This is a genomic window from Lysobacterales bacterium, from assembly GCA_016703225.1.
Taxonomy (GTDB): Bacteria; Pseudomonadota; Gammaproteobacteria; order Xanthomonadales; family Ahniellaceae; genus JADKHK01.
The window spans coordinates 547947-560952 of the sequence record JADJCM010000002.1; the positions used below are offsets into that span (position 1 = coordinate 547947).

Consider the following 13006-nt stretch of genomic DNA (forward strand, 5'->3'; position numbering starts at 1 on the left):
TCCTTTGGCTCGGCGAGCCATCCAGATTTCTTTCCAGGTGTGGGGTTTCCCATGGCAGAGCAGGGCGTTAACCACGGGCGTCGACGGTTCCTGACCGCGACCACCGCCGTGGTCGGTGGCGTTGGCGGCGTATTCGCCGCGGTGCCGTTCATCAAGGCGTGGCAGCCAAGCGCACGCGCGCAATCGGCCGGAGCGCCGGTCATCGCCGATATCAGCAAGCTCGAGGTCGGTGCGCGTGTGATCCAGCAATGGCGCGGTCAGCCGGTGTGGATCGTGCGGCGCACGCCCGAAGTGGTGCATACCCTGTCCTCGCTCGACCAGCAACTGCGCGACCCGGGCTCCGAGAACCTCGACCAGCAGCCCGAGTATGCCCGCAACGCGACGCGCTCGCGCCGCCCGGACGTGGCGGTGATCGTCGGCATCTGCACCCATCTTGGCTGCTCGCCGACCTTCTTCCCGGAGATGTTGCCGCAGCCGTTCGACAGCGAGTGGAAGGGCGGCTTCTACTGCCCATGCCACAACTCGCGCTTCGACATGGCCGGCCGCGTGTACCAGAACGTGCCGGCGCCGGCCAACCTGCGCGTACCGCCGCACTACTTCATTGACGACAACACCATCCTGATCGGCCTCGACGCCGACCCGAAGGCGGCCTGATCATGACGACCAATGTGATTACCCGCGTCATCGACGGCGCCCAGGGCTGGATCAACGAACGCGCCCCCGGTCTGCAGCAGTGGATGGACCGCCACGCGATCAAGTACTACGCACCGAAGAACTTCAACTTCTGGTACTTCTTCGGCTCGTTGGCGCTGGTCGTGTTCGTCAACCAGATCGTCACTGGCATCTGGCTGACCATGAGCTACAAGCCGAGCGCGGCGGAGGCCTTCGACTCGGTCGAGTACATCATGCGTGATGTCGACTGGGGCTGGCTGATCCGCTACATGCATTCAACCGGGGCCTCGGCGTTCTTCATCGTCGTCTACCTGCACATGTTCCGTGGCCTGATCTACGGCTCCTACCAGAAACCGCGGGAGCTGATCTGGACGCTCGGCGTGGTCATCTTCCTGGTGCTGATGGCCGAGGCGTTCCTGGGCTACGTGCTGCCCTGGGGCCAGATGTCGTACTGGGGTGCGCAGGTGATCACCTCGCTGTTCGGCGCGGTGCCCGTCATCGGCGATCAACTGGTCGAGTTCATCCGCGGCGATTACCTGATCTCGGACGCGACCCTGAACCGCTTCTTCGCGTTGCACGTGATTGCGGTGCCGTTCGTGCTCGCCGGCCTGATCTACCTGCACCTGATGGCGCTGCACGAGGTCGGTTCCAACAACCCCGACGGCGTCGACATCAAGAAGGTCAAGGACAAGGCCACCGGCATTCCGCTCGACGGCATCGCCTTCCATCCGTACTACACGGTCAAGGACATCTTCGGTACCGCGTTCTTCCTGGTGATTTTTGCCTTCATCATCTTCTTCGAGCCGACCGTGGGCGGGCTGTTCCTGGAGCACGACAACTTCCTGCCGGCGAACCCGATGGTGACGCCCGAGCACATCAAGCCGGTGTGGTACTTCACGCCCTACTACGCGATGCTGCGCGCGATCCCGGACAAGCTGCTCGGCGTGATCGTGATGGGTGCTGCCACGCTGATCTTCTTCGCGATTCCGTGGCTCGACCGCTCCAAGGTCAAGTCGATCCGCTATCGCGGCCCGATCACCAAGATCATGATCGCGCTGTTCGTGATCAGCTTCTGCATCCTCGGCTGGCTCGGCATGCAGTCGGGCAGCCCGATGCAAAAGCTGGTCGCCCAGATCCTGACCTTCTACTACTTCGCGTTCTTCTTCACGATGCCGATCTGGACCGCGGTCGACAAGACCAAGCCGGTGCCCGAGCGCGTCACCTTCGATCACTGAGAACATGACAATGAAGAAGCTGATCGCACTCGCATTCTCGCTGTTCGCCGCGACCGCCAACGCCAGCGGTGGCGCCGGCCTGCAGCATTCCGGCGCCAACCTCAACGATCAGGAATCGTTGAAGAATGGCGCCGCCCTGTTCGTGAACTACTGCATGAGCTGCCACTCGCTCAAGTACATGCGTTATTCGCGCATGGCCGCCGATCTGGGTCTGACCGAAGATCAGGTGATGGGCGCGCTGAACTTCACCGGCGCCAAGTTCGGCGAGGCCATGACCGTGGCGATGACCGCGGCCGATGGCGAGAAATGGCTGGGCAAGGCGCCGCCGGACCTGTCGCTGGTCGCACGCGTGCGCGGCGGTCCGGACTGGATCTACACCTACCTGAAGAGCTTCTATCGAGACCCGGCGCGTCCGCTCGGCTGGAACAACGTGCTGTTTCCGGGCGCAAGCATGCCGCATGTGCTGTGGGAACAGCAGGGTGTGCAGTCGGCAGTGTTCGATGCCCCGCACGGTGGGGTGGCCGGCGCGGCGCCGGTGTTCGCGCGTTTCGAATCGGTCCAGCCCGGCAGCCTGAGTGCCGAGGAATACGACCGGGTCGCGCGCGATATCGCCAACTTCCTGCAGTACGCGGCCGAACCAGCCGCCCTGAAACGCCAGCAACTGGGCGTCTGGGTGTTGTTGTTCCTGGTTGTTCTGACCGCCATGACCTGGGTGCTCAAGCGCGAATATTGGCGCGACGTCCACTGAGATCGGCTGGAATGAAGCGAGGGCCCGGGCAACCGGGCCCTTGCCATTTCGGCGGCGACGCGATATTCCGGGATCGGCCCAATCAGGACACGGAGGTATCCCGACGTGAGCAACCCGAATCCGCCCCCGTGGGGCGCCAAGCGCAAGGCCGCCACCGCGGTGCGTGCCCGCACCGTGCTGACGCTGTTCTCGGGCAAGGACGACATCGATAGCCATCGCGTGCGCCTGGTGCTGGCGGCCAAGGCGGTCGCCTACGATCTGGTCGTGGTCGACCCGGCCAAGCCGCCGGAAGACCTGGCCGAGCTGAATCCCTACAACGCCTGCCCGACGCTGGCTGATCGCGAGTTGTCGCTGTATGACGTGGACGTGATCTGCGAGTACCTCGACGAGCGCTATCCGCACCCGCCGCTGTTGCCGGTCGACCCGCTGTCGCGCGCCCGCGTGCGGCTGGCGGTGCGGCGCATCGAGCGCGACTGGCTGTCGCAGATCGAGGCGATCCAGAGCGGAACGCGCGCAGCCGCCGAGGCCGCGCGCAAGCGTCTGCGCGAGGGCCTGGTAGCGACCTTGCCGGCGTTCAAGCTCGCCAAGTTCTTCCTCAATCCGGAAATGAGCCTGGCCGACTGCGCCTTGGCGCCGTTGATCTGGCGCCTGCCCCTGTTGTCCGTGACGCTGCCCAAGGAAGCGCAGCCGATCATTGACTACGGTGAGCGCATCTTCCGCAATCCCGCCTTCACGCGCAGCTTGACCGACACCGAAAAGGCGCTGCGCCCTTGAGTCTGAATATGACTGCAGCCGACAAGATGACTTCCAACCGCCCCTACCTGGTACGGGCGATGTACGACTGGATCTGTGACAACGGCTTGACTCCCTACCTGCTGGTCGATGCCCGCCAGCAGGGGGTGAGAGTGCCGACGCATGCGATCAAGGATGGCCAGGTGGTGTTGAACGTGGCGGTGCGTGCGGTGACCGACTTGGAACTTGGCAACGATCGCATCCGTTTCCTCGCGCGCTTCGGTGGCGTCAGCCAGCAAGTCGATGTGCCGCTGCACGCGGTGCTGGCGGTGTATGCCCAGGAGAACGGGCAGGGCATGATGTTCCCGGTCGAGGCTCAGGATGCGCCGCCGCCTCCGGAAAACGCGCCGCAGGAGCCGGAGAAGCCGGCACGCAAGGGCCCGGCACTGCGTGTCGTGAAGTGATGGCGCTCAGTCCAGGGGGCGCGGTCGGCATCCGTCGGCGCTGACGCGCGGCTCTGCGCACGTTTACAATCCCCCTCCCACCCGTCCCGGCCATCCAGCGTGATCCAGGTTCCCGGTTATCTGATCAAGCGCGAAATCGGTGCCGGTGGCATGGCCACGGTCTACCTGGCGGTGCAGACCTCGCTCGAACGCGAGGTGGCGCTGAAGGTGATGAACCCGGCCATGGTTTCGGACACCACCTTCTCGCGCCGCTTCATGCAGGAAGCGCGCACGCTGGCTTCGCTCGCGCACCCGAACATCGTCGCGGTCTACGACGTTGGCATCACCGACGAGAAGTTGCACTACTTCTCGATGCAGCACCTGCCGCACGGCGATTTCCTGCAGCGCATTCGTGGGGGCGTCAGCGAGGCCGAGGTGCTGCGCGTGGTTTCCGGCGTAGCGCGCGCACTCGGTTACGCGCACCAGCGCGGTTTCGTGCATCGCGATGTCGCGCCCGGCAATGTCCTCTTCGATGTGAATGCCAACCCGGTGCTGACCGACTTCGGCATCGCGCGTGCCGTGAGCAAGACCTCGCGCATCACCAATGCCGGCGTCAGCGTCGGCACCAGCCATTACATGAGCCCGGAACAGGCGCGAGGCGGTGATGTCGATGGCCGCTCCGACTTGTATTCGCTCGGCGCGGTCATCTTCGAAGCACTCACCGGACAGGCGCCCTATGAGGGTGACGACGGCTTTGCGATTGCCTACGCGCATGTGTTCGAGCCGGTGCCGCGCCTGCCCGAGCATCTGGTGCACTGGCAGGCGCTGATCGATAAGGCCATGGCCAAGGATCCCGACCAGCGCTTCCAGAACGCCGACGAGTTCCAGATGGCGCTGGCCGAGATGGAGACGCGTCTGGCGCCGGTCGCGAACCCGACGTCCACGGCCATCGGCTCGCAGCCGACCTTGGTGATGAGTGCGATTCCCCCGAATTCGGCCACGGCCGGGCCGGCGGCCGAGCCCGGCGCGACGCGGCAGATGGCCGTGCCCACTGTGGCCGCAGGCGCGATTGGCGCCGAGTTGCAGAAGCTGCGCGAGCAGAGCAGAGCACGCTCCTCCGCGGCGGCACCAACCGCTGCCGCTGCGCCCGGCAATGCGCGGCGCGTGGGGTGGGCGCTCGGCACCGCCGGGGTCGTCGTGGTGCTGGTTCTGGTCGGGTTTTCCGTCTATCGCAGCGTAAGCCCATCGACCAGTCACGGCGCGGGCCCCGACGCTTCTGCGATCGTGCCGTCGGCCACAGCCTTGACCGCGCCGGTGGTTGACGCGCAGCCCGCGGGCGAGCCGGTCTCAAGCCCGACGCCCGCAGTGGCGACCGACGAGCCCGAGCCCACGGTCGAGCCGAGCGCGCTGGAACTGCTCGGCGTCGACGCCGATGCACAATTGCGTTTCGCGATCGAGACCACGGTGGTCGATCCGGTCTCCGAGTTGCTGCGTCTGGCCAAGGGCGATCTCGCTGCGAAGCGCCTGACCCTTCCCGCCGGACGCAATGCCAGTGACCGTTATCGTCAGGTCCTGCTGATCGATGCCAACAACGCTGCAGCGGGCGCCGGCCTGGTGCAGACCGCGCAGGCCCTGCTGGTCGTGGCCGAAGAACAGTTTGCGGCCGGCAAGATCGACGAGTATTTCGAAACCGCCGCGCGCGCCATCGACATCGCCGGGAAACACGACGGCGAAGGCGCGATCCGTAGTGCGGTGGCGGCGAGACGCAAGCAGTTGGTGCAGGCTGCGTTGGCCGATGCCGACGCGGCGATGGCACGCTGGGACGGAAAGGCTGCGCGGGCTGCTTTTGCGCGCGCGCTGCATTTCGAGCCGGCCAACGCGGCCGCCAAGCGCGGGCTCACGCAGGCGGATGGCGTCGGCCAGCCCGGCTATGCCTTCGCCGACAAGCTCGGCACGGCCAGCGGTCCGGAATTGCTGGTGCTGCGCGTCGCCGGCAAACGCCTGGCGGTGGCGCGCAACGAGACCACGGTCGCCGAATTCGGTCGTTACTGGACGGCGGGCGGATCCAAAGCGCGTGCGCTGCGCCCGACCTGTCGCGACCGCGAATCAGTATTCCGCGGTTCCAAGTCGCGAACCTGGCAGTCCCCGGGGTTCGTTCAGCAGGCGACGCATCCGGTGGTCTGCGTGGCCTACGGCGATGCCGAGGCCTATGCAGAATGGTTGTCGAAGCAGAGCGGCAAGCGCTACCGCCTGCTCAGTGCCGCCGAATGGCTGGCGGCCGCGGGCAAGGCGGCTGATGCGGGCAGGTGTCGTGCGAATGTAGCCGACCAGGAGTTCAATGCCGAGCACCGCGATCGTGACGCGCTCGCGTGTTCCGACGGATTCGCCGCCACCGCGCCGGTCCGCCGCTACGATGCACCGGGCGGGTTGTACGATATGGCCGGCAACGTGCGCGAATGGACCAGCGACTGCGCTTCCAACTGCGGCAGTCGCTTGGCCATGGGCAGTGCATGGCTGTCGACCGCGGGCCAGCTTGACACAAGTCAGAGCGATGGCTTTGATGCGGACACCGGTTTCAATACGATCGGCTTCCGGGTTGCACGCGAAATCGATTGACGCCGGCCCCGCGGCCGCACCGAAGCGAATATCAGGAGTTCAAGGCCACATGAAGCTGCTCTTCCCGAATGGCGAGCACGACCAGATCGAGCTGAAAGTCGGCACCACGCGGGTCGGCAGCGGTGCCGGCAACGACATCACCCTGCTGGCACCGGGGATCGCGGCCCAGCATTGCGAGCTGATCTTCGACGGCAGCGCTGGTTCCATCCGTGTGCTCGATGCCGCCAACAGCATCGCGCTGAATGGCCGCCAGGTGCTGGCCGATACTCCGATCAAGCCCGGCGACATCGTGCTGTTCGGCAAGATCGGCACGCGCATCCTCGCCAGCGAGCGCATGCAGGCGGCTGCCGCCGCAGCCAGGAAGGAACCCGAAGACGATGGCCGCACCCGCGTGCGCCAGGCGCTGCCGCGATTCGTGCTGCGCGGGGTTTCCGGCAGCACCTTCGGCAAGACCTTCGCGTTGCATGGCACCATGACCGTGGGCCGTGCCAGCGACTGCGACATCAGCATCCCGACCGATGAGGTCTCGCGCCAGCACGCCAAGCTGCAGGTGATGCCGGATGGCGTCGCGGTCGAGGACATGGGTTCGGCGAACGGCTCCTTCATCAACGACAAGCGCGTGCATACCGGCAAGCTGGCGCCAGGCGACGAACTGCGCCTCGATACCGTGCGCTTCATGCTGGTCGCGCCGCATCTGGAGATGCAGCAGGTTGCGCGTGTGCCGGAAGCGCCGACGGTGGTGCGTTCGACGGTGCAGGCAAGCGCTGGTGGTCAGGTGAAGTGGCTGCTGATCGGCCTGCTCGGTACGGCTGCGATTTTCGCTGCGCTATGGGCAGCGGGCATCGTCAAGATCTAGGCAGGCGGCGGCCAGCGGCGCAGCACGCGCAGGCTCAGGTCGATCGCATGCAGGTGCTTCGTCAATGCGCCGATCGACACGAAGTCGACCCCGAGGGTGGCGATCTCCGCGAGCCTTTGCAGCGAAACACCGCCGGAAAGCTCCAGCTGTACGCGCCCGCCGTTGCGGCGCACGGCTTCACGCACATCGGCATCGGTTAGTTCGTCGAGCATGATGCGGTCCGGTGCGGCCGCCAGTGCCTGGTCGAACTCGTCCAGATTCTCGACCTCCACTTCGACCATGCGCGTTCCGGCGATGGCACGTGCGTGCGCTATCGCGGTAGCAATGGAGCCCGCAGCGGTGATGTGGTTTTCCTTGATCAGCACCGCATCGAACAGGCCCATGCGATGGTTCGTGCCGCCGCCGCAGCGCACCGCGTATTTCTGTGCCTGGCGCAAGCCGGGCAGGGTCTTGCGGGTATCGAGCACGCGCGTGCCCGAGCCAGACAGCGCTTCGACGTGGCGTCGCGTCGTGGTCGCTGTGCCAGACAGCGTCTGCAGGAAGTTCAGCGCCGTGCGCTCGCCACCGACGATGCCGCGCGCGGCGCCTTCGATGCGGCACAGGCGCGCACCGCCGGCGATGCTCTCACCGTCGCCGCAGCGCCACTCGATCTGCACCCCCGGATCGAGCGCGCGGAAGCAGGCCTCGGCCCAGTCGCGGCCGCTGAGGATCATGTTCTCGCGGGTGACGATCTCGGCCTCGCAGCGCTGTCCGGGCGGCAGCAGTTGCGCCGTCAGGTCACTGTCACCCAGGTCCTCGGCCAGCGCGCGCCGCACATCGGCAGCGATCACCGATGGCGTCGGCGCTTCGATGTTCACGCCGGGAAATCCGCGAACTGGGTGGTGCCGATGCCCTCGTCCGGCAACAGCACCGGCACGCCGTCTTCGATGCGATAGATGACCTTGTCGTCGTCGCTGATCAGCGCATCGGCGAGCGCTGCATCCAGCGTCGAGCCAGATACGTTCAGCACCGCACCGGAGCGGATCGCGTCATTGACGAAGGCCAGCCGCGAACGCGACAAGGCCTTGAGTGCGCGCTTGCTGACCGGGCAGCAGAGGATGGAGAGAAATCGTGGGTCGAGAGCCATCAGTCATCACGTCGCCATGGGAGCGGGCGCTAAGATAGCAGCCGTCGCGGTGGGTCCGCGCCGCCCTGTTCGTGGAGAGCCGCATGACCGATTCGAACGCTCTGCCTGTTGTGGGCATCGTGATGGGTTCGCGTTCCGATTGGGATACGCTCAGGCGCAGTGAGGAAACGCTGCAGCGACTCGGCATTGTCTGCGAGGTGCGCGTGGTCTCGGCACACCGCACTCCCGACCTGCTGTTCCGCTATGCCGAGGAAGCTGCGGCGCGCGGTATCAAGGCGATCATCGCCGGTGCCGGCGGCGCTGCGCACTTGCCCGGCATGCTGGCCGCGAAAACGGCGCTGCCGGTGCTCGGTGTGCCGGTACAGTCGAAGGTGCTGAATGGAGTGGACTCGCTGCTCTCGATCGTGCAGATGCCGGCGGGCATTCCGGTGGCGACCTTCGCGATCGGCGCTGCCGGTGCCGTGAATGCCGCGCTCCATGCCGCCGCCATCCTTGCGCTGCACGATGCCGACATCGCGCGCGCACTCGACACCTTTCGTCGCGCCCAGACCGAACAGGTACTGAGCCTGTCGGACCCGCGTACTCCATGACCACCATCGGCATTCTCGGTGGCGGCCAGTTGGCGCGCATGATGGCGCTCGCTGGAGCGCCACTCGGGCTTCGCTTCCTGGTGATGGACAGCGCCGCCGATGCCTGCGCAGCGCAGTTCGTGCCGCTGCTCGGCGCCGACTATCGCGACGAGGCGGCGTTGGCCGAGTTCGCGCGTCGCGTCGATGTCGTTACCTTCGATTTCGAAAACGTGCCCGCGGAAAGCGCGCAGTGGCTGGCCGAGCGGGTGCCGGTGTTTCCCAGCCCGCGTGCGTTGGCGGTGGCCCAGGATCGGCTGGCCGAGAAGTCTCTGTTCCGTGAACTCGGCATTGCCGTGCCGGCGTTTTCCGCTGTCGCCACGCGCGAACAGCTGGAGCATGCGGCCGGCGCGGTCGGCGTACCGGCGATCCTGAAAACACGCCGCCTCGGCTACGACGGCAAGGGTCAGTTTCGTGTCAGGACCCTGGCCGATCTGGATGCGGCCTGGGCCGCGCTGGGGGCGCAGGCCGAGCGTGGCGGCTTGATCCTCGAAGCCTTCGTTCCGTTCGAGCGCGAGGTGTCGGTGGTGGCGGTGCGCGGCCGCGACGGCGAGTGCCGTACCTATCCGCTGACCGAAAACTGGCATGACCACGGCGTGCTGTCGGCCAGCCTGGCGCCGGCTGCAGTCGACGCCGTGCTGGCCGCGGATGCGATCGCGGCGGCGCGGCGCGTGGCCGAGTCGCTCGACTATGTCGGCGTATTCGCACTGGAGCTGTTCGTCTGCGCCGGGAAACTGCTGGCGAACGAAATCGCGCCGCGCGTGCACAACTCGGGACACTGGAGCATCGAGGGAGCCGTCGTGTCGCAGTTCGAGAACCACTTGCGCGCCGTGCTCGGTTTGCCGCTCGGCAGCACCGCTGCACGCGGCGTTGCCTGCATGCTGAACTGGATCGGTGAGCTGCCGGACCTGCGCGTGCTGCTTGCCGAACTAGGCGGTCACTGGCACGACTACGGCAAGTCGCCGCGCGACGGGCGCAAGGTCGGGCACGCCACGCTGGTGGCGGATTCGCCATCGGCCCTCGCCGACGCGCTTGATCGTGTCGGCGGAGCGTTGAGTCGGCACGCACAAGTCGCGCCACCGGCGGAACGACTGCGCGGGCGATGAAGCATCGCGGCTGGATGCTTCTCTCGTCCCCCATCCCCCAGGGGAAGATCGGGGTGACACGCGTCATCCGGTGTATACCGACCTGCACGCGATGGTCGAAAAGACCTGCGGACTTCCGGCACAACTCGCCGCTGCATTGGGCAAGGTTTCTGGTGTCCGCTTTGCCTGCCTGTATGGATCGTTCGCCAGCAACAGTGAACATGCGCGCAGCGACGCTGACTTGCTGGTCGTAGGCGACGTGCGTCTAGAGACCTTCCTGGCAGCCATCGAGCCGGTCGAACGACGCATCGCCCGCGAGATCAGCGTTCGTCTCTACACGTCCGACGATTTCCACCATCGCCGCGAGCAACGCGATCCCTTCCTCACCGCCGTGCTTGCCGGCCCGACCAAACCGCTCATCGGAGGCCCCGATGGTGCTTGAGTCGCTGGTGGGACGAGGTCTCCAGCGCGAACCCGCCAGCGCGTTGGAGATCGTCCGATTGCTCACCGGCATCGCCACGCGCATCAGCGATGCTCGGGCAACATAGGTGAGCCGCGAGGGCCGCTTCGACATGGCCTACGAGGCTCTGCTGCAGATCGGCATCGTCTCCTTGCGACTGCACGACCTGCGCCCGGACTCCCGCGGCGGCCACCATGTCCTGGCATTGCAGACGTTGCCGACCACCATCGGCGCGGCTAAGTCCAAGCTCCGACTTCTCGAGGAGTTTCGCAGGCAACGCGCCGCCGGTCTTTACAATGGCTCGTTCTTTCCGTCCCAGCAGGAACTCGACGAACTGATCGCCAATGTCGAGGAACTCCACGCACTCCTGCTCGCCTGGATCCGCACGCACCGCCCGCAATGGGACGCCGCGACCACCGTCGCACGGCCTACCTGATGTTCATGCCGGGATCGGGCACGGCGTCGGGCCACCAGTGGTCATCCCCCAGCAACAGCCGCCGCACGCGAATCTTTGTGGCTGCGAGATCTGCCCGCGATGCTCCAGAGATGTGGAGGCCTGAGGCTGCGCGCTTACGCCATCTGCGCGGAGACGAACTCCCAGCTCACCAGATTCCAGAACGCTTCGATGTACTTGGCCCGGGCGTTGCGGTAGTCGACGTAGTAGGCGTGTTCCCAGACGTCGCAGGTGAGCAGCGCGCGATCGCTGCCGGTGAGTGGCGTCGCGGCGTTGGCGGTGCTGACCAGTCCGAGCGAGCCATCCGCGCGCTGCACCAGCCAGGCCCAGCCGGAGCCGAAGGTGGTCAGCGCGATCTGGGTGAACTGCTCCTTGAATTGTGCGAACGAGCCGAATGCGGCGTTGATCGCGTCGGCAAGCTTGCCCGTGGGTTCGCCGCCACCCTGGGGCTTCATGCAGTTCCAGTAGAAACTGTGGTTCCAGACCTGCGCTGCGTTGTTGAACATGCCGCCTGATGATTTGCGCACGATCTCTTCGAGCGCCAGCGCCTCGAACTCGGTGCCCTTGATCTGGTTGTTCAGATTGTTGACGTAGGTCTGATGATGCTTGCCATAGTGGTAGTCGATGGTCTCGGCGGAGAGGTGCGGCGCCAGTGCGTCGCGGGCATAGGGCAGGGCGGGCAGATCGATGGCCACGGAGTGCTCCGGAAACGGTTGCGGAAATTTGCGGGCGCCAATTCTAGCCGGCGATCGTATGCGCGCCGTGAGCAACGCCGCTGACGGTAGAATGCCGCCCTCACAATTTGAGGAATTGCCATGGAAACCATCGAACGCATCAAGGGCATCGTCGAATCGGCACCGGTGGTGCTGTTCATGAAGGGCACGCCGCAATTTCCCATGTGCGGCTTTTCCAGCCGCACGGTGCAGGCGCTGAAGGAGGCCGGTGCAGAGTTCCACAGCGTCAACGTGCTGGAAAACCCGGACATCCGCGCCAACCTGCCGCGCTTCTCGAACTGGCCCACCTTTCCCCAACTGTTCATCAACGGCGAGTTGATCGGAGGCTGCGACATCACCCTCGAACTGCACGCCAAGGGCGAGCTCGCCCAGATGCTGCGCGATGCCGGCAAGGCCTGAAGCGGTGGCGGCGCAGGCTGGAGCGCTCGCCGGCAAGGTCGTGCTGATCACCGGCGCGGCTGGCGGACTCGGGTCCGAGTGCGCGTTGCAGGCGGCTGCCGCCGGCGCCACCGTGGTGCTTGCAGGTCGGCGTGTACGCGAGTTGGAGCGCGTGTATGACCGCATCGTCTCGAGCGGGAGCCCGGAGCCTGCGATCTATCCGATCAATCTCGAAGGCGCGACGCCGGCCGAGTTCGCCGTGTTGGCCGAGACCATCGACCAGCAGTGCGGTCGTCTCGATGTGCTGGTCCATGCTGCTGCAGCGTTCTCGGGGCTGACGCCGCTGGAGAGTCTGCCGCCGGAAGACTGGCTGCGTTCGCTGCAGGTCAATCTCAATGCACCTTTCGTGCTGACCCAGTCCTGCTTGCCCATGCTGCGCGCGGTGCGCGGCAGTTGCGTATTTGTGCTGGACGACGAGTCGCGCGTCGGCAATGCCTTCTGGAATGCCTACGGTGTCGCCAAGTTTGCGTTGCGCGGGCTGGTCTCGCAGTGGGCGCAGGAACTGGAGAACGCAGGCGTGCGCATGCTCGCGTTCACGCCGGCCCCGATGCGAACCACGTTGCGTGCACGCGCCTACTTCGCGGAGGACGCCGCACTGCTGCCGGCGGCGGACGTCGAAGCGGCGCGTTGCCTGGCGCTGATCGCGGCGGCGACCTCAAGCGATTGAGCGTGCCTGGTCCGGCCTGGAAGGAGGATTGAGTACGGCGCCGAATGTTGTTAAAAAAATGTGTCACGTCAGTGAGTTACAAATCTGTCATTGGGCACTGTTAAACTTCGGTTA

16 protein-coding genes are annotated in these 13006 nt (G+C 65.8%); 13 read left to right on the forward strand and 3 right to left on the reverse strand.

Annotation, left to right across the window (positions count from 1 at the left end; translation table 11 throughout):
- Positions 1 to 51 precede the first annotated feature (51 nt).
- The 7 genes from petA (at position 52) to IPG63_11105 (ending at position 7302) form a co-directional block, all read left to right on the forward strand.
- On the forward strand, positions 52 to 654 hold the full coding sequence (gene petA / locus IPG63_11075; GenBank protein MBK6727788.1) for a ubiquinol-cytochrome c reductase iron-sulfur subunit: 603 nt from the start codon (positions 52 to 54) through the stop codon (positions 652 to 654).
- A gap of 2 nt (positions 655 to 656) precedes the next feature.
- A complete protein-coding gene (locus tag IPG63_11080; GenBank protein ID MBK6727789.1) occupies positions 657 to 1907 on the forward strand; it encodes a cytochrome bc complex cytochrome b subunit in 1251 nt (416 codons plus the stop codon).
- 4 nt (positions 1908 to 1911) lie between these two features.
- Positions 1912 to 2655, forward strand: coding sequence for a cytochrome c1 (locus IPG63_11085; GenBank protein ID MBK6727790.1), 744 nt, complete (start codon positions 1912 to 1914; stop codon positions 2653 to 2655).
- Between the two features lie 177 nt (positions 2656 to 2832).
- Positions 2833 to 3429: a glutathione S-transferase N-terminal domain-containing protein gene (locus IPG63_11090; protein ID MBK6727791.1), complete on the forward strand. Its 597-nt coding sequence runs from the start codon at positions 2833 to 2835 to the stop codon at positions 3427 to 3429.
- 26 nt (positions 3430 to 3455) lie between these two features.
- Positions 3456 to 3851: a ClpXP protease specificity-enhancing factor gene (locus IPG63_11095; GenBank protein MBK6727792.1), complete on the forward strand. Its 396-nt coding sequence runs from the start codon at positions 3456 to 3458 to the stop codon at positions 3849 to 3851.
- Positions 3852 to 3950: 99 nt separating this feature from the next.
- A complete protein-coding gene (locus IPG63_11100) occupies positions 3951 to 6446 on the forward strand; it encodes a protein kinase (protein MBK6727793.1) in 2496 nt (831 codons plus the stop codon).
- A gap of 49 nt (positions 6447 to 6495) precedes the next feature.
- The gene (locus tag IPG63_11105; GenBank protein MBK6727794.1) at positions 6496 to 7302 is read left to right on the forward strand and encodes an FHA domain-containing protein; all 807 of its coding nucleotides are present in this window, start codon (positions 6496 to 6498) and stop codon (positions 7300 to 7302) included.
- On the opposite strand, the gene nadC is transcribed toward IPG63_11105, so the two are convergent.
- Together nadC and IPG63_11115 are read right to left on the reverse strand one after the other, a co-directional pair.
- Complete coding sequence (nadC, locus tag IPG63_11110; GenBank protein ID MBK6727795.1) at positions 7299 to 8159, reverse strand: carboxylating nicotinate-nucleotide diphosphorylase; 861 nt, start codon at positions 8157 to 8159, stop codon at positions 7299 to 7301. The genes IPG63_11105 and nadC overlap by 4 nt on opposite strands.
- A complete protein-coding gene (locus IPG63_11115) occupies positions 8156 to 8428 on the reverse strand; it encodes a hypothetical protein (GenBank protein ID MBK6727796.1) in 273 nt (90 codons plus the stop codon). Before IPG63_11115 ends, nadC begins: the two co-directional genes overlap by 4 nt.
- A gap of 83 nt (positions 8429 to 8511) precedes the next feature.
- Here IPG63_11115 and purE point away from each other — a divergent pair, with 83 nt between their 5' ends.
- From purE to IPG63_11135, 4 genes are all read left to right on the forward strand, one after another.
- Entirely contained in the window at positions 8512 to 9018 is a 507-nt protein-coding gene (gene purE, locus IPG63_11120; GenBank protein ID MBK6727797.1) for a 5-(carboxyamino)imidazole ribonucleotide mutase, read from the forward strand.
- Entirely contained in the window at positions 9015 to 10160 is a 1146-nt protein-coding gene (locus IPG63_11125; GenBank protein ID MBK6727798.1) for a 5-(carboxyamino)imidazole ribonucleotide synthase, read from the forward strand. The genes purE and IPG63_11125 overlap by 4 nt, the downstream gene beginning before the upstream one ends.
- A 70-nt stretch (positions 10161 to 10230) precedes the next feature.
- Positions 10231 to 10581 (forward strand): nucleotidyltransferase domain-containing protein, encoded by a 351-nt coding sequence (locus tag IPG63_11130; GenBank protein ID MBK6727799.1) that lies wholly within the window; start codon positions 10231 to 10233, stop codon positions 10579 to 10581.
- A 106-nt stretch (positions 10582 to 10687) separates the two neighbouring features.
- Positions 10688 to 11035 (forward strand): hypothetical protein, encoded by a 348-nt coding sequence (locus IPG63_11135; GenBank protein ID MBK6727800.1) that lies wholly within the window; start codon positions 10688 to 10690, stop codon positions 11033 to 11035.
- A 134-nt stretch (positions 11036 to 11169) separates the two neighbouring features.
- On the opposite strand, the gene IPG63_11140 is transcribed toward IPG63_11135, so the two are convergent.
- Entirely contained in the window at positions 11170 to 11748 is a 579-nt protein-coding gene (locus tag IPG63_11140; GenBank protein ID MBK6727801.1) for a superoxide dismutase [Fe], read from the reverse strand.
- Positions 11749 to 11868: 120 nt separating this feature from the next.
- Here IPG63_11140 and grxD point away from each other — a divergent pair, with 120 nt between their 5' ends.
- Positions 11869 to 12186: a Grx4 family monothiol glutaredoxin gene (gene grxD / locus IPG63_11145; GenBank protein ID MBK6727802.1), complete on the forward strand. Its 318-nt coding sequence runs from the start codon at positions 11869 to 11871 to the stop codon at positions 12184 to 12186.
- Positions 12170 to 12892 (forward strand): SDR family NAD(P)-dependent oxidoreductase, encoded by a 723-nt coding sequence (locus tag IPG63_11150; protein ID MBK6727803.1) that lies wholly within the window; start codon positions 12170 to 12172, stop codon positions 12890 to 12892. Before grxD ends, IPG63_11150 begins: the two co-directional genes overlap by 17 nt.
- The last annotated feature ends 114 nt before the right edge of the window (positions 12893 to 13006 follow it).

Excerpts from the sequence above, each read along its gene's own strand:
- IPG63_11095 (MBK6727792.1), top strand. The coding sequence starts at position 3,456 with ATGACTTCCAACCGCCCCTACCTGGTACGGGCGATGTACGACTGGATC.
- IPG63_11150 (MBK6727803.1), top strand. The coding sequence starts at position 12,170 with ATGCCGGCAAGGCCTGAAGCGGTGGCGGCGCAGGCTGGAGCGCTCGCC.
- purE (MBK6727797.1), top strand. The coding sequence starts at position 8,512 with ATGACCGATTCGAACGCTCTGCCTGTTGTGGGCATCGTGATGGGTTCG.
- IPG63_11105 (MBK6727794.1), top strand. The coding sequence starts at position 6,496 with ATGAAGCTGCTCTTCCCGAATGGCGAGCACGACCAGATCGAGCTGAAA.
- IPG63_11125 (MBK6727798.1), top strand. The coding sequence starts at position 9,015 with ATGACCACCATCGGCATTCTCGGTGGCGGCCAGTTGGCGCGCATGATG.
- petA (MBK6727788.1), top strand. The coding sequence starts at position 52 with ATGGCAGAGCAGGGCGTTAACCACGGGCGTCGACGGTTCCTGACCGCG.
- grxD (MBK6727802.1), top strand. The coding sequence starts at position 11,869 with ATGGAAACCATCGAACGCATCAAGGGCATCGTCGAATCGGCACCGGTG.
- IPG63_11115 (MBK6727796.1), bottom strand. The coding sequence starts at position 8,428 with ATGGCTCTCGACCCACGATTTCTCTCCATCCTCTGCTGCCCGGTCAGC.
- IPG63_11085 (MBK6727790.1), top strand. The coding sequence starts at position 1,912 with ATGACAATGAAGAAGCTGATCGCACTCGCATTCTCGCTGTTCGCCGCG.
- IPG63_11080 (MBK6727789.1), top strand. The coding sequence starts at position 657 with ATGACGACCAATGTGATTACCCGCGTCATCGACGGCGCCCAGGGCTGG.